The following is a 20255-nucleotide window of genomic DNA, read 5'->3' on the forward strand; positions in this document are numbered from 1 at the left end:
TAAAATCAAAATGCCGCAGAGTCTCCCCTGCGGCATTTTAAAAGGATGCAAAAGCAACACTATTCGTTTAACAACGGGTTGCTCGCAACGGCATCCATAGGAATACGTATCGTATAACGCGGATCGCCTGCTTTCAGGGTAGTTGCTTTCCCTTTCAGCGTATGAACGATTTCCGGTTGCATAGTTCTGCGGAGATCAAACCAGCGATGTCCTTCGAAAGACAATTCCCGGGCTCTTTCATCGTAAATTTCCTGCAGCAGGGCTTTGCCGGCCAATGTAGACAGGCGGAGTTGCTCTGTGGCATGGAATGCCGGTGTAAGACGGCGCTGCGTTAACTGGTTAATATAATCGCGGGCCACCTCCGGCTGATTCAACTGTGCGGCTGCTTCTGCTGCGATGAGGTACATTTCCGCCACGCGGAAAGATTGACGATAATTATTACCAGTATTGATTTTAGCAATGATGTTTTTGTTGTTCTTGTCCTTTCCGTAGAATATTTTCAGACGTAAGTCGCCTAACGGATTGTACAAAGCAAACAGGTTATCAGATACAAACGCTGTTTGTATGGTGACTACATTATAATTCAGATCATACGCCTGTATGCTTTCAATAGAATTATACAGGGTAGGCAACGCTGTGCTGTTGTTAAAGTCAATCAGGGTATTTTTCTTATCCAATACTGCTTTTGCAGCATTCAGGGCTTTATCCCACTGGTGAGTGTACAGATATACACGTGCAGCCAGGGCCCAACCTGCCGTTTTACTGAATTTGTAAGATAGTGCTGTTTCATAAACATCTTTGTTTACCAGCGACAATCCCTTTTCCAGATCCGCCTGTACCTGTGCGTATACTTCCTTCACCGTATTACGACGGGCTACTTTTTCCATATCCACTTCGATGATAAGCGGTACGGCTTTATCGGTAGCTGCGGTAGCCTCGTTATAGGCGTTGCCATAGAGGTTTACCAGGTTGAAATACGTGTACGCACGCATCAGGTAGGCTTCTCCCAGCAGTTGATTTTTCTGTGCTTCGGTACCGCCGGTAGCAGCAGGTGCTGCACCAATGATATGATTAGCATAAAAAATCCGCTGGTATTTACCGCGCCAGTCGAAAGTAAGCCCTTTGGTTGGGCCATTCTCATTCCAGAGGAAGTTGTTCGACACCAGATCCACATCCCGGCTTTTGGCTTCATTCACGGTTATTTCATCCCCACGATAAGAAGCTATTCCTTTATCCAAATCGGCGATAGCATAAGCAGCATCCAGCTCTTTGGTAAAATCTTCTACCGTAGTGGGTACTACTTTACCTACCGGTACAATGTCGAGGTACTTTTTACAGGAGGACATGGAAGCCATTGTTAACACCAGTCCTGTGGCATATATTACTTTACGCATCTTACTGAGTTTTAGAATGTGGCATTAAGGCCAATGGTAAATGTTTTAGGAATGGGCTGTGCATAGATATTACCCATTGTTTCCGGATCAAGGTAGCCATCATAGTTCTTTGCAAACACAAACGGATTGCGGGCTTCCGCTGTTACCTTCAATCCTTTCATCCTGATTTTATTGCTGATATTTTCCGGTAAACGGTAGCCTAATGTAATGTTACGCACCCTTACATAACCTCCGTCCCGGATCCATAAGCCAAGAGCATTATACTGGTACATTTTGTCTTCCAGCCAGTGACCCAGTAATTTCAGCTCCGGATCTGTTGCTGCAGTATTGCCGAATAATGCAGGGTATTTTCCATGCGGGTTCGCCGGTGTCCAGCGATCGAGAATAGCGGTGCTGCTATTCAAACCGCGGTTGTAGTTCATCGGGTTGTAAGGTGGATCAATCTTCACTTTCTGGCCCAGGTTGAACATCAGGCCAATAGACAGGTCAAATTGCTTATAAGTAAAATTGTTGTTCAAACCACCGGTATACAAAGGATCGCTGCTGCCCATGTTGCTGAACAGATCACGCATCTGTGCATTAGTGAGATTGGTATAAGGGAACAATCCTCCCAAATCCGGATCACCGGCGAAATCATCCTGCAACTGCATCAATTCCGACAGGGATTCTACCTTGCCTTTGTAATTCACCATGATCATCCCTTTTTCACTCAAACCAGCGTAAGGCAGTCCCCAGATGGAACCGATAGCCTGACCTTCCCTTGAAGGGAAATAGGAGTTATCCGGCAGGGTTTCCCGTAAAACAGTATTCTTGTTATAAGAGAAATTAAAGTCGGTAGACCAACGGAAATCTTTACGGGTGATATTCCGGGTGTTAATGCTTACTTCTACCCCACTGTTTTTCATTTCTGCCCAGTTTACGTTCATAGACTGGAAGCCGGTTTCCAATGGCAACGCCAGGGCGTTGATCAGGTCTTTACCATGACGATCATAATAATCCACGGTTACATTCACCCTGTTTTTCAGCACGGCGAAATCAATACCGATATTTTTGTTGATAGTTTTCTCCCATCTCAGTTTGGCATTCGGAGGGCCGTCTACCAGGATCATCTGGGAGGTATTACCCGGCAGTATAGCGGCATTGATGTAGCGGCCAACTACGAATGGAGAGGTGTTTTTGTCGATGTTCCCCTGTAAACCATAGGAAGCACGTACGTTTAACATGTCGAGGAAACGCACATTTTTCATAAATGGTTCTTCCATTACCCGCCATAAACCGCTCACAGACCATAACGGCAGATATTTGTATTTCGGATCTACACCAAACAGGTCTGATCCATCAAAACGGATACTTCCTGCCAGGGTATAACGATTGTTGTAAGTATAACTGCCGGTTCCAAAGAATGATACAAAGGCATTTTCCACATATTGATGCCTGTCTTTATACAGTGCGTTTATTTCATTATCATTCAGATACTTTGGTGGCTGCGTGGTCAATGTTTTAGGATCATAGCCATAACCCACGGTAGTATTGAGTCTGTCTTTAATTCTTCTCAGCTCATTACCACCCATGAAATTGAAGTCGTGTTTTTTATTCAGGTTGAAGCTGTATTCCACCAATGTTTTCAGGGTATACTGCTGCATTCGCTGTTCTCCGTTATCAATCATACCACCTTTGGGCAGGAAGGTAGATTTAGTACCGGTAGCAGGATCATAGCGCTGGCTGATATCTGCCAGCTGACGGATATAATAACTATTTTCCAGGGCTATTTTTTCGGAAGATGTATTTTCCGACTGTATTCCCAGCTGTGAGCTGATGTGCAGTCGTGGGATGATCTCGTAATCCAGTTTAAAGTTGGTATTTACGGCTTGCGCTTTATTGGTTTTACCAGTATTGGCGCGTTCTTCCAGCACATTAAAATTCAGTATGCTTTCATCACCTACAACATTCTTGTCATATACATAATTGCCGTTATTATCTAAAGTACTGGTATATGGATTGGCAACCCTGGAATATCTCATAGGGTTGGTCACCGCCATTCTATCCGTCAGGAAAGAGGTTTGCGAACGTTGATTAGCAAAGATGCCTGCAGAGAATTTCAGTTTATCGGTGAGATCATAATCTGTTTTCAGGGTGATGTTATAGCGTTGAGCGCCGGTACCAATAGCAGCACCTTTCTCATCGTAATAACCGCCACTGAAGTAATAGGAGGATCTGTCGCCGCCACCAGACACGCTTACACTGTGTTCCTGTGTGAAAGCACTGCGGAACAACAGGTCGTTCCAATTGGTATTGATACCTCTCAGGGCATTAATTTCGTTACGTGCGTTGGCATTGATACCATTAAAACCTTTGCTGGTCAATTCTTCCGGTGTAACGCCATATTTGCTGAGAATGCGGGATACTTCACCATTATCCGGCAGGTAGGTGTAGTCGGAGGTAAAGAGGTCCAGTTCCAGGTTTACTTTCTGGTCGCTATTCATCAGGTTGAGGCGGCCCAGGTCAGGCTTCTGCGTAAATGTAAAGTTGTTGCGATAGTTGATGCTCAGGCGTTCGTTCTTTTTGCCGGACCTGGTAGTAATCACAATTACACCGTTTGCCGCACGGGCGCCATAGATGGCGGTAGCAGCGGCATCTTTCAGTACGGTAATACTTTCAATATCTGCAGGGCTGTAGCCGGCAATAGAAGATGTATACAACTGATCAATTGCTTTGGCATCATCAAGCTTCGGCAGGTTAGTACCTTCAACAGGCAATCCATCAATTACCCATAATGGGTCCTGGGTACCTTGCAGGGAAGATGTGCCACGGATACGGATTTTCGCTGCCTGGCCAGGAGCGCCGGAGAGTGGGGTTACCGCCACACCAGACAACTGTCCCTGTAACATTTGCTCCACGCTCATCACACCACCGATATCTATTTTATCGAGACTGATTTTATCGGTAGCGCCGGTAGATTTATTCTTACGGATTTGCTGATAACCGGTAAATACAAACTCGTTGAGGTTTTTACCGGAGGTAGCTAAAGTAATATGATAAGTGTTGCTGGCTGTGAGGGTCACCAAACGGGTTTCATATCCCATATAGTTTACCGTGAGCTGCTTTACTTTCAGGGAGTCAGGCAGGTTCAGGGAGAATTCGCCTTTCTCGTTGGTAATAGCACCGATGCTGATGTTTTCTATAATGTTTTCGGCACCGGTGGTGGTACCGATAGTTTTGTTGCTGGCATAGATAGACACGCCGATGAGGGCATCTCCGGAAACAGCATCTACTACTTTACCCTTAATAATACGCGGGCTGTTTTGCGCCTGCGCCCACCATGGGAAAAGACAGACTGCCAGTAACAGGCATATTGTCTTTTGTAAAATTGAACTTTTTTTCATGTAGAGAGATGTGATTATTTATTATTTAAAGCCTGGTTGATACGGATAATAAGATCGCTGTAATGGTCTGCTGTGGCCCTGTCCCTGCTGTTCTTTCTGCTATTGAGCAATTGCAGCAGGCGGCTCAGTTCTCCACGTTTTGCACTTACGGCGTCGGACACACGATTTACCGCGAAGTACATCATGTTGCGGGAAGCGCGTTCTTCTTTTTGTGGTTGCAGGGAGAAAGTGCAGAAATCATTGATGCCGGTGATTGGTTCGCTGGCCTGTAATTTCTTTGCTGCAACAGGTACCACAGATTTGTCGATGCTAATGATGAGTGCATCAACAAAGCCTTTCTGGCTGTTGCGTTCGAAGATATCCAGCGACTGGCCACGCAACGTTTTGGCAAAGATGCCCTGGTGCAGATCGCTCATCAGGTCGGACACGGTGTAAGCGGATTTGCCGTTGGCAGCTTCATTTTCCAACATACGTGACAGGCGTTCATCGCGGAGCAGATCGTAGTAGAGGTAGGATTGCAAGCTCTTGGCATATACCAGTGCGCCGTATTCGATGTTACCAATTGGGCTTTCCTTAATAGGATAGCTTTTGGTATAGATATCATTTTTGAACAGCCATGCTGGTGTGTTAAATACTTCTGCCACCAGGTAATGTACCGCATCCTGTTGTTTTTTCTTTTCTACGTGTTCGTAGGTATTTTGTTTTTGCCCGTATACGGTAGGGGTGATATAGATACCACCTACATTGGCCAGTACGTGATAGGCATATTGGTTCCACTGGCCGATGGCGCTGTTGAGCATTTTACCGGCTTCGTCGTAGTTATCACCTTCTTCTTTGGTCCAGGTGAGGATTTGCGGCACGATGCGTTTCAGGTTCAGGAGGCCATAACGACTGGCTTTCACGGCGTCGTTGCCGAGATCTTCTATCTGGGAGCGGGGATCTATGGCGTCGCGCACTTCCTGTTGTTCACCGAATGCGTAGAGTCGGTCGTTTTCGTGTGCGCGTAACTGTTTGTTCAGTGTGGGCAGTTCTTCATGTGGCGTTTTAGCGCCGGTATACTGATATGCCCAGCCGATGGCGAATTTATCGTACACGCCGATGGCGGGAGTAATTTGCGTCACGTTATCGCCGGGTTGTGCCACGTAGTTGAAGCGGGCATAGTCCATGATAGAGGGCGCCGTACCACCCATGCGGGAAGTAAAGGCTGGTGATCGCAGGGAGTCTACCTCAAAGGCGTAGGAGCTGCCCATATTATGTTGCAGGCCGAGGGTATGTCCTACCTCATGGCTGGAAACGAAGCGGATGGCGTGTCCCATGAGAGAGTCGCTAAACTGGTTACCACGGGCGCGGGGATCGATGGCACCGGTTTGGATGCGTACCCAGGAGTGGAGTGTACTCATTACGTTGTGCCACCAGATGATATCAGCTTCCAGGATTTCGCCGGAGCGGGGATCGATCACTGAAGGGCCCATCGCGTTGGCTTTGGAAGAGGCGGCGTAGGTAACTACGGAGTAGCGTACGTCGTCGCCGTCAAAGTCAGGATCATTGACCGGCGCATCTTTGGCGACGATGGCATTTTTGAAACCAGCTGCTTCGAAAGCTTTCTGCCAGTCTTCAATCCCTGCTTTGATATAGGGGCGCCATTTTGCCGGTGTGCTTGGGTCAATATAATAAACGATTGGTTTTACCGGTTCCACCAATTCTCCGTTGCGATAGCGTTGGAGGTCTTCTGGTTTGGGTTCCAGGCGCCAGCGGGTGATGAGTTCCCTTTCTTCCAGTTTATGTTGCTCATCGCTGAAATACCAGCGGGGAGTGGTAAAGAGTCCTACCCTTCTGTCGGCGAAGCGGGGCGTCATGGGATGCTCGCTTAACAATACCATATTGGTAGTGGTTTCAATAGAAACTTCCACGCCGGTAATTTTTGCCGTCAGTTCAGATTTGGCAACGATATTATCTTCAAAAGCTTTGATGATGCGGATGCGGGAGAGGTCCCTGATGGGAGAGCTACCCATGCCGAGTGCATCAAATACGTTGTTGATGCTGCTGTTGGAGCCGTCGAATATCTTGGATACGTTTACCACAACGGCGGTGGTATCCGCATTATAGGTTTCTATTTTGAAATAGTCGATAACGGAAGGGATGAAGTTATCTGCTACGGATTGCGCAATGGCGTTGTTGGCAGGTACTTCCAGGAATGGGTTTTGTTTACGCAGGAATATTTTATTGAGCAGGGTGTCTCTTTCGAAAGAAACGACCAGGTTGGCATAGTTCATTCCTTTGTTCACGCCGGCATCGTTGAGCTGTTCCGGTACTTTGGACAGCTTGTTGACTACCAGGATCTGGCGACCCAGGAGTTTCAGGGGGATTTCAAAGTAGTAGTCTGTTTTTACGCGGTGTACTTTAAACAGTCCTTCTTTAGAAACGGCATCGGCGGTGATCACCTCTTTATAAGGTTTCAGTCCTTTGGTATCCGGTTTCTTTTTGGTGGCCGTATCCGCTGTTGCTGCCGGTGTTTTTTTACCAAACAGCCAGTTGCCTTTTTTCTTTGACTGGGCATGGGCTTCCATCGAAGAGAGGCATAGTGCCGAAAGGGCTACGCATGGGAGTAGCCATAACAGTTTCCTGTAACTTACGTGCATAGTTGGAGCGTTATTAGTGATGTATACTAAGTACTAATACAGGGGCAACAATGATCCGGACGCGTTGCTGGTATAAAAGGGATGTCCGCTGGCGGGGTGGTTACCGCATAGGAATCCTGGCAGGGTAATACCCCAACAGTTAAGCCCAGCAAGGGCCGGGCTACAAAGGACGATCGGGTGCTACAAAGAGTGGGTGCAGGTTTAAATAACTACAGACACTTATACATCTTCACAAGCAATATTTCCGCGTGTTAACATTTTTTTAACCACAGGGATGCAAAGCTATTGAAAAGTATTTACAGAAAAACGCTTTGCTTTTATTTTTATTCAAAAGCAGGTCTAAACTTTGCTAAAACGTTATACTACTAAGGATTTTAACGGGAAATTATTTTTTCTGAGATGATAACAGAAATGGGCCTACGTTTATTAATGCAAATTTGCATCCCAGCTTTTCCTTTATACGTAACAAAAAATTATTTGCCGGTCAGGATGGCAATAATGGTGAGGAGCAATGTAGGATCTACTTTGCTGCGCAGGTGTTCCCGCATTTTTTCAGTGGCGCGGTGCAGTTGATTTTTCACCGTTTGAACGGAGAGTGACAGGTGTTCAGCTATTTCGGCGGGGGTGAGCTGTTCTTCCCTGTTTAACAGAAATATTTCCTGCATACGGGGAGGTAGCTGGGCGATGGCATCGTTTACGATGTCCTGTAATTCTTTGAGGGTGAGTTGCTGTACGGCGTTATTCTGGGCGAAGGTAACCTGCCATTGTGTTTCCACAATGTATTTCAGTTTCACTTCATTGCGGGCGTATAAATTAAAGATGCGGTTGCGAAGGATAACCTGCAGATAGGGCAACAACGATTCCCGTGGCTGCAACTGTGCGCGTTGATCCCACACCGTTACAAACACTTCCTGTACTATATCACGGGCCTCCTCTGCATCCTGCAGTCGTTTAAAAGCGATATTAAAGAGCGGATCCCAATACCTCTGGTATATGAGCCGGAACGCCTCTAAAGGTTGCGAATGCACCAGGACAACCAGGTCTTTGTCTGTTATACCATGCATATCACCAGCGAATTAACGGGAAGTACGCAAGATATAACAAACAAGCCGGATTTGCATTTTTATTTTATCATGATCAGGCAGCCAGGAAAGCCAGCATACCCGTTAGCACGGCCTCGTGGCGCATAATCCGGAAGTGTCCTTCCCCGGTAAACCGGAGGGATTGGATGGCCGGATACTGTTGCAGGTAATCGTCTATTTCCGTGGCTTTGGCCAGGGTATCTGTAGTATCATAGGCAATCCATATGCTGCCGGCCTTGATACCGTTGATATAGCGGTGCAGGTCCATGTCGGAGAGGTCTTCCCGGAGACGCTCTCTCACAAGCGTAGTGAGCCGGGGCATCACTACGGGGTGAATGCGGAACAGCCGCAAGGCTTCATCAAAAAATACGGGTGCACTGAGCGCGGCGCCCAACAGCACCAGTTTCGGTACGCTGACCGATTTCCGGGAAAGGGTCAGGGCGGCATTCAGGGCGCCGAAGGAATGTCCAACAATAGCGTATAACTCGCCTTCCTGCAGCATTACCTGCTCCAGTACATGCATCCACTGTACCAGGTTGGTACGCTTGCCACCGGAGCGGCCGTGGGCAGGACCATCGTAGGCTACTACCTGGTAACCGTTTGCCAGCAGTGTGGTAATAAGTTGCTTAAAATGCAGGGGACTTCCTCCCCAGCCATGTAGCAGCAATATTTTAGGCCCGGTGTTGCCCCAGCGATAAGTAACGATGTCTAATGGAGTATTATCAAAAGGATAGCTGCTTACCCGCAGTGGCGCTACTACAGCGGTATCCCGCAGTTGTTCGTGGGTGGCATGTAATTTTCCGGCAGGTGGGGTGCTGTATAAACGGTAAAACAACCTGGCAGTTAAGCCGGGAAAAGGGCGGCTCATCAAGGATAACAGGGTACTCGTCATCCGCAGCGATAGTGGTAAAACCTGGTGTTGCATGATTTTAGACCGATTGGTTTATTTTTGTCGTAAAAAAAAGTCACAGCATGTGACGTTTCATTTCTTCCCTTAAGGAGTCCAGCACTACCATCATTTGCCTGTTATGCCCCAGCACACTACTCACCAGGATAGCCCCTTCAAGCATGGTAAACATGCGAACGGCAAATTGCTTTTCATCCCAGTCGGCACGGAATTCTCCATGCTCCTTTCCATACTGCACCATTTTGGCAATGCGGGATTCATAGTACAACACCAGCTCACTCACTTTCTTTTTCAGGCCAGGATTGGTATCATCTGCTTCCACGCCGAAATTAAGCATAGGACAACCACCACCTACCCGCTGGTGCTTCGGGAAAGTAGCATAGTAGTCGAACAGCGCTTCAAACTTGCCGACAGACGTATTGGCTGTAGCCGTTATTTTCATGAGCTGCTGTCGCTCTTCTTCCGCGATATAATCAAATACCTCCATTACAATTTCTTCTTTGGAAGAAAAGTTGCCATAGATCCCTCCTTTGGCCAACTGCGTAGCTTTCAGGATATCACTGATAGAAGTACCGGCCACCCCTTTCCGGTTGAAAATAGGCGCCGCCCGCTCAATGATAAACTGTCTGGTCTTTTCTGCTTTTCCCATGGCAATAGCAAATTAGACCAATTGGTCCAATTTTCAAAAAAAGTTTTGTCTTGTCCCGGACACGGCAACATCCGTGCTGATCACAGGCTCAGGATGCGCTCCACTGCCGCGGCATAGGCCGCACCAATGGGGATAGGAATGTTTTTGATGTAAAGGGAATTCCGGTCGGCCCGCTCAATTTTATTATTAGCCACAATATAGGAGCGGTGCACACGCGTAAAAGCGGCAATAGGCAACAGGTCTACCGCTTCCTGCATCGACAGGCGGGAAATCAGTTTACGGTCGGTCAGGATGAAATTCACGTAGTTACCGGCGCTTTCCAGGTAAAGGATATCTTCCAATACAATCCGGAATTGTTCATAACCACTTTTTACGAAAATATAATCCGGCTGATCTTTACTCACCGGTACACCGTTGTTCTGTTTCAACTGCAACAGGTTATTGGCTTTGTTGCAGGCTTTCATGAAACGTATCAGGGAGAAAGGTTTGAGGAGATAGTCGATGGCATCCAGCTCAAAACTTTTCACGGCATGTTCAGAATAAGCTGTGGTAAATACCGTCATAGGCGGATAAGGCAAGCTGGATAAAAAATCCAGCCCCGAAATATCCGGCATTTTAATATCTAGAAAAAGCAGGTCTACTTTCTCTTTACTCAAAAAATCTATGGCATCAAACGCATTGGTGAAAAACCCTTTCATTTCGAGGAAGGGCACCATGGCGGCGTGATTTTTTATAACAGCCAGCGCCACCGGTTCATCATCTATAGCAATAGCAGTCAGCTTCATATGGCTATTTTAGGCATTAGCAAGATAGGGATTTACTAAATTTTCCCCAGCAACAATTTCTTTGCCTGTTGCCAGAGATGGTGGTACTGGTTATGCTCGCGGCTGCGCCACTCCTTCACCAGGGCTTCTGCCTGCTCTTTCCGGATATCCCGGGTAGATTCAAACAGGTGATCTACGGTTTCTTTATCTGCCTGCAAAGCGGCTGCCTGGTAATGTTCCTGCAACTGCTCACTGTTAGCGGTTTCAAGTTGGGCCGCTATTACGCCCTGCGCTGTTGCAGCAGCCAGCTTCTCATCGTACTCCCCTTTGGGCATCAGTATTTTACTCAGCAGCGGCATCACTTCAATGAGGGTGATAATAAATACGATAAGCCGGTAACGTTGTTTTACCGGCGGATGTGTTTCTGTTAATTCGTGTAACGCTTCTACCTGTGCCAGGAACCCGTTGGTCAATGTACCCAGGTAAACCGTTTCTTTCAAACTATCCACACTGTGCATCTTGTTGATTTGCGCCTGCAACTGTTGCTGCTGTGGTTCCCAGGCCCGCTGCATCGCCTGGTACTCCTCTTCCGATTTAAGGTAGGCAGACTTCTTCACCCGTGCAATATCCGACTCTCCTATTCTGCCGGAGCCACCGGTACCATCGGTTTCTTTAATGTAGCCGTCTTTATACACTTTCAGCTCCGCCGCTTTCTGTGCCAACTGCGCTTTGCCCAGGTCTATGGACTGCTGCAAAGTGCCCAGCTGCCCTGCGTTGAGCTTCACCAGTTGCTCCCGGTAAGCATCGAGCTTGGTTTGTTTACTCAGCTCCAGCTGAGCATCAATGTCTTTCTTAAATAACATTAATACTACCGGCTGTGATATAAATAACCCGATTGTAACGGCAAGGACTAAACGAAAAATAACGGGTAGTACTTTTATATTGCCGTTGGTACGCGACATGGCCGCAATCAGGGTCCTGTCGATAGATAATATGGCGAAGCCGAAAAACAGGGCCAGTCCTGCTACCACCATATCATCATTCACAATGGTAGAAAAGAAATATCCCCACGCCAGGGTGGCGAACATCCAGGTAACCAACACGGATATACCAATAATGCGATACCGTTCTTTTTCCGTTCTGCAATCCTTCAATATATCTGCATCTGCAGCGGCCAGCCACCATAAAAAACGGGTCATGCCATCCGGTGCTGGTGCAGCAGGTACTTCTTCTTTCTTCATTTTATTATTTATTAACATCAATGGTAAGGTGGATAAAAAATTCACTACCGGTTTGGCGAATACTCAATTCATGCCGGTTAGGATATAATAAAGCCAATCTTTCTTTTACATTATTCAAACCGATGCCCATACCTTCACGCTCCGGATCATTCTCCGGACGGGGATGCACACTGTTATACACATCAAAGAAAATCTGATCAGCCGTACAACTCAGGGAAATCACAATGCGGGACCGATGTCTTAAACTGATACCATGCTTAAATGCATTTTCTACAAACGGAATCAGCAACATCGGCGCTATTTCATGCTGGCATTGGCTTTCATCAATATTTATTTCTATAAGGATATCAGGAGATGATAATACACGCAGGCGTTGCAAGGCAATGTAATTCTGCAGATAAGCCACTTCCTTGTCCAGTGGAATCTTCTCGAGATTGTTGTCGTGCAGCATAAAGCGCATCATATCTCCCAACTTCTGAATACCTTCACTGGTACGGGCAGCCTCTTCCTGTAACGCTGTACCATAGAGGGTATTCAGCGCATTAAATAAAAAGTGTGGATTAATCTGGGAACGTAAGAAATCCAGGTCAGCCGCCGAACGTCCCAACGCTTTTTTCAGCGTCACCACCGTTTGCTGATGCTTCTTACGTGAACGAAACAGGAACCAGCAAACAGGTACTACCGCCATCAGGGAAACCATCACACCAATAGATCCCAATGCAAAAAACCAGTCTCCTCTCCTATGTCCGATAGCACGGGTGATCAACGCCATCAATATGTTGCTGGCAAAAACAGTTAGCGCAATATCCCTGACGAGTAAACGCTTGTCGTGATGCACCTCTTCAAAATCCGGGAACACCTTGTAGCGGAGAATAAAGAACACCGCGATCTGTGAAGGGCCAAAGAAAAGAATCATCAGCGCCAGGTCCCTGGAATCGCCGAACGACAAGCAAAAGATCACCACAAACAAAGCTGCTGCCCAGCATATTTCCATCATCATTTGCCGGAAGGTGGCATCGCGGTTGAAGCGGGCATACAGGGTATCATAGAAGGCCCGCTTCACAAAATAATATACTACATATATCAGCGTGGAAAAAACCGTGGTAATAAAAGCCGACTTCACAAAATGCATATGCGCCCCCCGCACGGTATCGTATACCCCAAACAAATAACCGTAGTAGTAAGAGTTACAAACAATAGTGAGGATAAAATAAAGTAGTCCGAGTGGAATCAACAATAACAACCCTCCTACCCATCGTCCCTTCTCCAGGAACATTGGCACAATTACAAAATTCACGAGCAGGAAAGTAACATATATCGTTGTCATTTGTCCCATTAATGGTAACAAATAATGGATATAATAGTCGAATACCTGGTGATACATGGCGAACTTGGGACCATAGATATCCTGCAGTTCAAACACATTGTACACCAGGCTGGGATAAAGCACGGAAAATAAAAGCAATAGGAAAATACCGGTGGCGACGCCGAATTCAATCTTTTTAAATTGATTCATAAGGGATCAATATTTACAGCAATATTAACATTTGCCCGCTTGGGGCAAAGCAAAATGGGATGAAAGTGCCGGAATGCGGTATGAAATCTATAATAAATCATCAATCTTTATTATTTTCATCGCCTTAACAGGCCCATTATGAGCACGTCAAACAGAAGAACATTTTTAGGAACCGCTGCAGCACTGGCCGTAGGTACTACCGCTGCAGCAGCAATACCCGCAGCAAATATGGAAAAGAAATACCCGATCGTACATCATGTATTCTTCTGGTTGAAGAATCCGGATTCAAAGGAAGATCTTGAGCAACTGATAGCCGGCGTGAAAACGCTCTCTAAAATTGAAACCGTGCGTGACCTTCGTGTAGGCGTAGTAGCGAGTACGGAAAAACGTGAGGTGGTAGACAACAGCTGGTCCGTATCCGAGCTGATTTTCTTCAGCGACCTGGCCGGACAAGCCACCTACCAGGACCATCCCATCCACCAGGAGTTTATCAAAAAATGCAGCCACCTCTGGGAAAAAGTAATTGTATACGATGCAGTAGCAGTATAATTCTATTACCATGGCCACTGAATATTGGATGAGCGGGCCGGTAGAGCATATACCGGCGCTGTTGCAACCTGCAGCACATACGTTGCTGCAGGCCAACCATGAAATAAATATCCTGATGCAGGATTTCCCGGAAGAGCGACTATGGGAAAGCCCAAAAAATGTGGCGTCTCCCGGCTTCCACCTGCAACACATCAGCGGCGTATTAGACCGGCTCTTTACTTACGCCAGGGCAGAAGCGCTGACACCCGGGCAATTCGCCTACCTCAAACAGGAAGGCCAACCCGGTCCATCGCTGCAGGAGCTGCTGGATGCCTTCAATGCGCAAACACATAAAGCGCTGTTGCAGTTATCCACCACGCCGGAAAATACCCTCACCGAATTCCGGGGTGTAGGCCGTAAACAGTTGCCTTCTACGGTACAAGGCCTGCTCTTTCATGCAGCAGAGCATACCATGCGTCATACCGGGCAACTGCTGGTGACGGTGAGAATAATGCTTTAAATTAGCTACATGAAACGCTTATTTTTCCTGCTCCTGATAGCAATACCTTTTGCTAGTATCCAGGCGCAGCAAACACAGAAGCCACCACTGCATGGTAAGAACTGGATGGCCGTTACCGGTAAACCACTGGCAGCCACTGCCGGCGCCATGATATTCCAGCAAAACGGCAATGCCGTAGATGCCGCGTGTGCCATGCTGGCGGCCACCTGCACCATGTGGGATGTACTCAGCTGGGGTGGTGAAACACAAGCCCTCATCTATAATCCAAAAACAGGGAAAGTAATTGCCATCAACGCCCTCGGCGTAGCACCCACCGGCGCTACTCCCGCCTTTTATAAAAGCAAGGGCTACGACTTTCCCCCGGAATACGGTCCACTGGCGGCCGTTACACCCGGCACCGTTGGCGGCCTGTGCTACATGCTTGCAGAATACGGTAGCATGAGCCTCAAAGCCGTGCTGGCCCCCGCCATGGAAATGGCCGCCGGATACCCCATAGAAGCGCAAACAGCCAACAGCATAGAACGAGGTAAAAAATATATCAAAGAATGGCCTTATAGCAAGGCCGTCTTCCTGACTCACCCCGGTGAAAAAAGAGAAGCACCTGAAGCCGGCGAAATCTTTGTGCAGAAAGACCTCCTGGCTACGCTCACCAAAATGGTGGAAGCAGAGCAAGATGCACTCCGTAAACATAAAAGTCGCAAAGAAGCCATCATGGCTGCCTACGACCGGTTCTACAAAGGTGACATCGCCAAAGAATTTGTACGTGGCTGCCAGGAACAGGGAGGTCTTATTACCCTCGAAGATCTCGCCAAATGGAAGCCCGTAGAAGAAACACCGCTACACGTCAACTACAAAGGCATCGAGGTTTATAAATTACAGGAATGGACGCAAGGCCCCATGTTGCTGCAAAGCCTGAACATCCTGGAAAACTTTGACCTCAAAGCCATGGGATATAATTCGACCAACTATATCCATACGCTTTATCAAACCATGAACCTCACCTTCGCCGACCGTGATTTCTATTATGGCGATCCTGCTTTCAACACGAATCCCGCTATCAAAGGGCTGTTGAGCAAAGACTACGCGAAGGCCAGGGCACAACAAATTAATCTCACGCAAAATGATGCCGGCGCAGGACCCGGTGATCCCTATCCTTACATGGGTAAAACCAATCCTTACCTGCATTTTTTACACGAACGCCAACAACTGACTGATACCAGCAACGGACGTAAACCCGGCGGATTTGTTCCTAAACATGACGCCACTACGTTTTTACCTGCTGTTGATGTCAATCATTTATATGCTTCCAATACACCCGACAGCGCCTATATGGATCGCCTGTGGAGAGGTACCACCAGCGTAGAAGCTGCTGATAAAGACGGATGGGTAGTATCTATTACACCCAGTGGTGGCTGGCTTCCCGCCTGCATTGCCGGCAAAACCGGTGTAGGAATGAGTCAGCGGGCACAAAGCTTTGTACTGGATTCGGCTGTTTGTCCTTTCAACGTAATAGCGCCGGGCAAACGTCCACGTGTTACACTCACGCCTTCTATGGCGCTGAAAGATGGAAAGCCTTTCCTTTGCTTCGGCGTACAGGGAGGTGATACACAAGATCAAAACCTCCTGCAGTTTTTCCTGAACATCGTAGAATTTGGTATGACTGTACAACAAGCCACAGAAGCGGCTAATATTAATACCAACCAGTTGTGGTTATCATTAGGCGGCAGCACGGTACACGACCGGGAGCCTCGTCCGGGAAGTATCCTGCTCAATGATAACACCTCAAAAGAAACCCGTGCTGCACTGGAGAAAATGGGATATCACCTCAGCTTTGGCGAGCGTACCAGCGGACCAATCAATGCCATTTTAATAGACTACAAGCATGGCAGTTTGTGGGGAGGCAGCAGTAATCATGGAGAGGATTACGGAATCGGATGGTGAGATAGCTTTTAGCCATTAGCCATTAGCTTTTAGCAAAATGCAGCGAAGATATAAGCGGGTAATAAATATACTTATGCTTATATCTTCGCTGCATTTTGCTAAAAGCTAATGGCTAATAGCTAACGGCTATTTCTGCTCCATATTTCATGAATAGGATCCCCTTTTGAACTGAGTCCACTATGATCCCAGTTATTACCATTGACAGTTCCTTTGAAAGAAAGCATAGCGCCTACGCGGGAGTTATCACGTGAAAAAAACTCGATTTTTTCCGTATAGGTGCCATTTTCAAATGTATAGGTACCGCCACCGGAACCAAAAAATTCACCTGTATCGAGGTTGAGGGCTACCCATTGAAAGCGGGTTCCTGTCATTATTCTAAACGTTTGCCTCGGACCGCTGGGGATGGGATTCATTTTCCCATCGGTTTGGCGGGAGGTGATTTGCCAGTTGCCAGCCAGGGCACCGGTGCCGTCGTCTACACGGGTCCATTCCTGTTTGCTGCCACCGGGCGTACTGGTGATGAGGCGTCCATTTTCCATGCTCACCGGAACATTCGCACTTTGTCCTGCCTGCGACGGGTTGGCGGTGTTAAAATAAATAGTCACGCTGCTTTCCCCATTTCCGGCATCCTTCCAGGTACCACCATAGCTGGATAAAAAACTTTTTTCTTTATAGTCAGTAATGCTGAACCATTCCGGTGTAATCAACAATACGCTGTTTACCTCGCCGGATACCGATTTCCAGGCGCCTACTGCCGGGTTTTGTGCTTTCAGTATACCAATGGAAGAAAGCAATAAGGTGAAGAAGACGGATAGTCTTTTCATAACATGGTTTTTAATACTAAAAGATAATGCATCCGTTGCAGAAAGGAAAGGGTTTACTTTTTCCGTTTTCCTAATTTTTTGGGCATTCCTGCATTTACATCGCGTTTATTCGTACTTTCCGGGATGCAACAAAATGCTTTCCTGCTTTATGGCGCCAACGGATATACGGGCGAACTGATTGCCAGATATGCCGCCCAGTATCAACTTCAACCTGTGCTGGCTGGCAGGAATGAAGCGGCATTACAGGCGCTGGCTGCGCGGCTCCAACTCCCCTACAAGGTAATTTCGCTGGAAGATACAGATGCATTGGTGCAGGCATTGAAAGCCGTTCAATTTGTGATTCATGCGGCCGGCCCGTTTCATTTAACTGCGGAACCCATGATAGCGGCCTGTATCCAGGCAAAAACCCATTACCTCGATATCAACGGCGACATCACTGTTTTTGAAATGTTGCAACGATACGATCAGGCAGCTAAAGAAGCTGGTATCATGTTACTCCCCGGTGCGGGGTTTGATGTAGTTCCTACAGATTGTATCGCAGTATTGTTAAAAACGTTATTGCCGGATGCCAGCGATCTGAAACTGGCGTTCGCTACTTCAGGCGGCGGAGTGTCACATGGCACCGCCATGTCGATGGCATATAAATTAGGAGAAGGCGGTGCCGTAAGAAGAGCAGGACGCATTATCCGCCGGCCATTGGGGCACCAGGGACGATGGATAGATTTTGGCCGGCAAAAACTTTTCACGATGAGTATTCCATGGGGAGATGTGTCAACCGCTTATGTGAGTACACGTATTCCCAACATCACCACCTATACTGCTGTTCCGGTGAATGTGCATCGGTTGTTAAAACTGCAGAAATTATTCAATTGGTTATTGCGGACTACGCTCGTCCGGAATTTTATCAGGAAGAAAATTGGGCAACGCCCTTCCGGTCCTACGGATGAAATGCGCAGCACTGCCTATAGCCTCGTGTGGGGACAGGTGTATAATATGGCTGGCCGAAAAGCCACGGTGCGGTTAAAATGCCCGGATGGATATACGCTTACCATGCTCAGTTGCTTACTGATGGCGCAGAAAATATGTAACGGCCAATGGAAGCCGGGATATCAAACGCCGGGTACCGCCTATGGTGCGGAGTTCATCATGGAGATACCTGGGGTGGAGCGCGAGATAATTACCGGCGAATCATAATGTAAACAGGCAGCTACTCACCGGGTAAGCTACTTTGGCTATTGTGATTGCCCGCTCACTATCAGCCGTTGTGCCGGGCTGGTTAGTAAGATTAGTAGCGCGCAGGTTGCAACCGGGATCTTCCCACAACTTCAACTGCCGCTGTATAGCAACATATTACTATTGCATCTTCTCTTATCATTTATACAACTGCTGGTCCTTGATATAATCAATCCCATTTGTTTTGAGATAAGCAATGCCCCATTCACTGGTGAATTCATACAAAGGGGCCAGGCTTTTCCCCATGGATGTTAGTCCATATTCCACCCGGTAAGGCTTTTGTGTCAGCACATTTTTTTCAATGAGCTGATCCCGTTCCAGTTCTTTTAATTGCTGGCTCAGCATTTTTTCAGAAACACCGGGCAGGTTATTCCGGATGTCTGCATAGCTTCTTTTGTTGAAATAGTGCAGGTGAAAAAGGATTAACAGTTTCCATTTACCTCCTATAAAGCCGAGTGTAACATCAACAGGACAAGTATATGTTTTATCATTGAGTGTGATCATGAGCAGGCGTTATAATGCAGCTACAAGTTAACAAATTCCGGTGGGCTGATATCATTTACGCCTCTTCCAGTGCACGTTTCATGATGTTCAGGTAGCCGATATGCTGCTCCGCGTACGACCAGCTTTCAGAGAGCAATGCCCAGGCTATTTGCCGCTCCAGAGCGATGCTGATGATCCCTTTATTCTCTTCATCTATGACGCCTTCATCCACCAGTTGTCCAAATCCAGTAGCAATGATAGATGCATCGAGGGTGAATATATAATAGCTGTCGTCATAGCCAGGGTCATCCATCAATGCCTTCATGTGATCCCTGTCGAGCAACTCTTCGTTATACGCCTCGATGCTCATTTCCCCTATGGATTCAATCACCCATTTGAGGCATTCCCTGACAGGTGTATGTGGATTGGCTTTGCGCCATTCTCTGAATTCTGCGAGGGCCATATCACCTTCATCAGAACCAAAGGGGGCTAACTCATCTACGCAATCCCAGAAAAAATCTTCCGGTAGTAGTTCAATGGCTCTTGGATGTGCGTGTTCTTTATTAATTCCGTATAATTCTTCGTGTGTCATGTGTATGGTTTTATTGGCTTTCCCAACCCCGGGCATTAGAGCAGGTTTCAATACAATGCACCGTGTTACGTTCAAATTCCACTCCAAATAATTCCTGGTATACGATATACCCGATAAAACCTACAATTTCTGCCTCTGCATCATAGGTTGCTTTAGAGGGAGTTTCATCAATCATTTCATAATACTCCCTGCCCATGCCTACGATAAAACATCTGCAGTAAAGAAAGCTATCATCAGAACCATCCGTGTATTGGTGGATATCTTCCCGGTCTATATGGAATAACCTTTCTTCCATGATATGGTTAAATGCGGTCAGTTCTTCCCTGTTCAATTCCCGCAGTAAATCCCTGATATTATTGGTAATGGTACCGTATACTTCACCTGTCAGATCTTCTATTAATGCAGCGTCGTTGGTTTTCAACGCTGTATTCCGCATCTCAAGTAAAGCAGGAGCAGCTGCCCAGGCTTCTTCAATAATATGCCAGAATTTGAATTCATTCATAAGATAGCAATTAGTATTATTTACAGTGTAATATATACCTGCCAAGCGCAGTGTACA

17 protein-coding genes are annotated in these 20255 nt (G+C 47.0%); 4 read left to right on the forward strand and 13 right to left on the reverse strand.

Going from position 1 to position 20255, the window contains the following annotated elements:
- Positions 1-59 precede the first annotated feature (59 nt).
- The 9 genes from J7623_RS31190 to J7623_RS31230 form a co-directional block, all read right to left on the reverse strand.
- Positions 60-1394 (reverse strand): RagB/SusD family nutrient uptake outer membrane protein, encoded by a 1335-nt coding sequence (locus tag J7623_RS31190; RefSeq protein ID WP_291929161.1) that lies wholly within the window; start codon positions 1392-1394, stop codon positions 60-62.
- A gap of 11 nt (positions 1395-1405) precedes the next feature.
- Positions 1406-4777 (reverse strand): SusC/RagA family TonB-linked outer membrane protein, encoded by a 3372-nt coding sequence (locus J7623_RS31195; protein WP_291929164.1) that lies wholly within the window; start codon positions 4775-4777, stop codon positions 1406-1408.
- A 14-nt stretch (positions 4778-4791) separates the two neighbouring features.
- On the reverse strand, positions 4792-7416 hold the full coding sequence (locus tag J7623_RS31200) for a zinc-dependent metalloprotease (RefSeq protein WP_291929166.1): 2625 nt from the start codon (positions 7414-7416) through the stop codon (positions 4792-4794).
- Between the two features lie 473 nt (positions 7417-7889).
- Positions 7890-8480 (reverse strand): RNA polymerase sigma factor, encoded by a 591-nt coding sequence (locus J7623_RS31205; protein ID WP_291929169.1) that lies wholly within the window; start codon positions 8478-8480, stop codon positions 7890-7892.
- A gap of 73 nt (positions 8481-8553) precedes the next feature.
- The gene (locus J7623_RS31210; RefSeq protein WP_291929172.1) at positions 8554-9423 is read right to left on the reverse strand and encodes an alpha/beta hydrolase; all 870 of its coding nucleotides are present in this window, start codon (positions 9421-9423) and stop codon (positions 8554-8556) included.
- Between the two features lie 40 nt (positions 9424-9463).
- Positions 9464-10054, reverse strand: a complete 591-nt coding sequence (locus J7623_RS31215; protein ID WP_291929175.1) for a TetR/AcrR family transcriptional regulator — start codon at positions 10052-10054, stop codon at positions 9464-9466.
- An 80-nt stretch (positions 10055-10134) separates the two neighbouring features.
- Positions 10135-10839 (reverse strand): LytTR family DNA-binding domain-containing protein, encoded by a 705-nt coding sequence (locus tag J7623_RS31220; RefSeq protein ID WP_291929178.1) that lies wholly within the window; start codon positions 10837-10839, stop codon positions 10135-10137.
- Between the two features lie 35 nt (positions 10840-10874).
- Positions 10875-12059, reverse strand: coding sequence for a DUF4407 domain-containing protein (locus tag J7623_RS31225; protein ID WP_291929181.1), 1185 nt, complete (start codon positions 12057-12059; stop codon positions 10875-10877).
- Between the two features lie 4 nt (positions 12060-12063).
- Positions 12064-13575 carry a histidine kinase gene (locus tag J7623_RS31230; RefSeq protein WP_291929183.1) on the reverse strand — a complete coding sequence of 504 codons (1512 nt, stop codon included), beginning with the start codon at positions 13573-13575 and terminating at the stop codon, positions 12064-12066.
- A 138-nt stretch (positions 13576-13713) separates the two neighbouring features.
- Between J7623_RS31230 and J7623_RS31235 the strand changes: the two genes are divergently transcribed.
- The 3 genes from J7623_RS31235 to J7623_RS31245 are packed head-to-tail and all read left to right on the forward strand — an operon-like array spanning position 13714 to position 16564.
- On the forward strand, positions 13714-14124 hold the full coding sequence (locus J7623_RS31235; protein WP_291929185.1) for a Dabb family protein: 411 nt from the start codon (positions 13714-13716) through the stop codon (positions 14122-14124).
- A 10-nt stretch (positions 14125-14134) separates the two neighbouring features.
- Positions 14135-14623, forward strand: a complete 489-nt coding sequence (locus J7623_RS31240) for a DinB family protein (RefSeq protein WP_291929188.1) — start codon at positions 14135-14137, stop codon at positions 14621-14623.
- 9 nt (positions 14624-14632) lie between these two features.
- A complete protein-coding gene (locus tag J7623_RS31245; RefSeq protein ID WP_291929191.1) occupies positions 14633-16564 on the forward strand; it encodes a gamma-glutamyltransferase in 1932 nt (643 codons plus the stop codon).
- A 119-nt stretch (positions 16565-16683) separates the two neighbouring features.
- Here the strand turns inward: J7623_RS31245 and J7623_RS31250 are convergent, their stop codons facing one another.
- Positions 16684-17388, reverse strand: a complete 705-nt coding sequence (locus tag J7623_RS31250; protein ID WP_291929194.1) for a hypothetical protein — start codon at positions 17386-17388, stop codon at positions 16684-16686.
- A gap of 123 nt (positions 17389-17511) precedes the next feature.
- Here J7623_RS31250 and J7623_RS31255 point away from each other — a divergent pair, with 123 nt between their 5' ends.
- A complete protein-coding gene (locus tag J7623_RS31255) occupies positions 17512-18582 on the forward strand; it encodes a saccharopine dehydrogenase NADP-binding domain-containing protein (protein ID WP_291929197.1) in 1071 nt (356 codons plus the stop codon).
- Positions 18583-18759: 177 nt separating this feature from the next.
- Here J7623_RS31255 and J7623_RS31260 read toward each other — a convergent pair whose 3' ends face one another.
- The 3 genes from J7623_RS31260 to J7623_RS31270 are packed head-to-tail and all read right to left on the reverse strand — an operon-like array spanning position 18760 to position 20198.
- Positions 18760-19125 carry a helix-turn-helix domain-containing protein gene (locus J7623_RS31260; RefSeq protein ID WP_291929199.1) on the reverse strand — a complete coding sequence of 122 codons (366 nt, stop codon included), beginning with the start codon at positions 19123-19125 and terminating at the stop codon, positions 18760-18762.
- A gap of 55 nt (positions 19126-19180) precedes the next feature.
- Entirely contained in the window at positions 19181-19696 is a 516-nt protein-coding gene (locus J7623_RS31265; protein WP_291929203.1) for a hypothetical protein, read from the reverse strand.
- A 10-nt stretch (positions 19697-19706) separates the two neighbouring features.
- On the reverse strand, positions 19707-20198 hold the full coding sequence (locus tag J7623_RS31270) for a DUF4240 domain-containing protein (RefSeq protein ID WP_291929207.1): 492 nt from the start codon (positions 20196-20198) through the stop codon (positions 19707-19709).
- Positions 20199-20255: the final 57 nt, after the last annotated feature.

The sequence above is a fragment of the Chitinophaga sp. genome, from assembly GCF_017745275.1.
Classification (GTDB): Bacteria; Bacteroidota; Bacteroidia; order Chitinophagales; family Chitinophagaceae; genus Chitinophaga.

Excerpts from the sequence above, each read along its gene's own strand:
- J7623_RS31190 (WP_291929161.1), bottom strand. The coding sequence starts at position 1,394 with ATGCGTAAAGTAATATATGCCACAGGACTGGTGTTAACAATGGCTTCC.
- J7623_RS31195 (WP_291929164.1), bottom strand. The coding sequence starts at position 4,777 with ATGAAAAAAAGTTCAATTTTACAAAAGACAATATGCCTGTTACTGGCA.
- J7623_RS31200 (WP_291929166.1), bottom strand. The coding sequence starts at position 7,416 with ATGCACGTAAGTTACAGGAAACTGTTATGGCTACTCCCATGCGTAGCC.
- J7623_RS31205 (WP_291929169.1), bottom strand. The coding sequence starts at position 8,480 with ATGCATGGTATAACAGACAAAGACCTGGTTGTCCTGGTGCATTCGCAA.
- J7623_RS31210 (WP_291929172.1), bottom strand. The coding sequence starts at position 9,423 with ATGCAACACCAGGTTTTACCACTATCGCTGCGGATGACGAGTACCCTG.
- J7623_RS31215 (WP_291929175.1), bottom strand. The coding sequence starts at position 10,054 with ATGGGAAAAGCAGAAAAGACCAGACAGTTTATCATTGAGCGGGCGGCG.
- J7623_RS31220 (WP_291929178.1), bottom strand. The coding sequence starts at position 10,839 with ATGAAGCTGACTGCTATTGCTATAGATGATGAACCGGTGGCGCTGGCT.
- J7623_RS31225 (WP_291929181.1), bottom strand. The coding sequence starts at position 12,059 with ATGAAGAAAGAAGAAGTACCTGCTGCACCAGCACCGGATGGCATGACC.
- J7623_RS31230 (WP_291929183.1), bottom strand. The coding sequence starts at position 13,575 with ATGAATCAATTTAAAAAGATTGAATTCGGCGTCGCCACCGGTATTTTC.
- J7623_RS31235 (WP_291929185.1), top strand. The coding sequence starts at position 13,714 with ATGAGCACGTCAAACAGAAGAACATTTTTAGGAACCGCTGCAGCACTG.
- J7623_RS31240 (WP_291929188.1), top strand. The coding sequence starts at position 14,135 with ATGGCCACTGAATATTGGATGAGCGGGCCGGTAGAGCATATACCGGCG.
- J7623_RS31245 (WP_291929191.1), top strand. The coding sequence starts at position 14,633 with ATGAAACGCTTATTTTTCCTGCTCCTGATAGCAATACCTTTTGCTAGT.
- J7623_RS31250 (WP_291929194.1), bottom strand. The coding sequence starts at position 17,388 with ATGAAAAGACTATCCGTCTTCTTCACCTTATTGCTTTCTTCCATTGGT.
- J7623_RS31255 (WP_291929197.1), top strand. The coding sequence starts at position 17,512 with ATGCAACAAAATGCTTTCCTGCTTTATGGCGCCAACGGATATACGGGC.
- J7623_RS31260 (WP_291929199.1), bottom strand. The coding sequence starts at position 19,125 with ATGATCACACTCAATGATAAAACATATACTTGTCCTGTTGATGTTACA.
- J7623_RS31265 (WP_291929203.1), bottom strand. The coding sequence starts at position 19,696 with ATGACACACGAAGAATTATACGGAATTAATAAAGAACACGCACATCCA.
- J7623_RS31270 (WP_291929207.1), bottom strand. The coding sequence starts at position 20,198 with ATGAATGAATTCAAATTCTGGCATATTATTGAAGAAGCCTGGGCAGCT.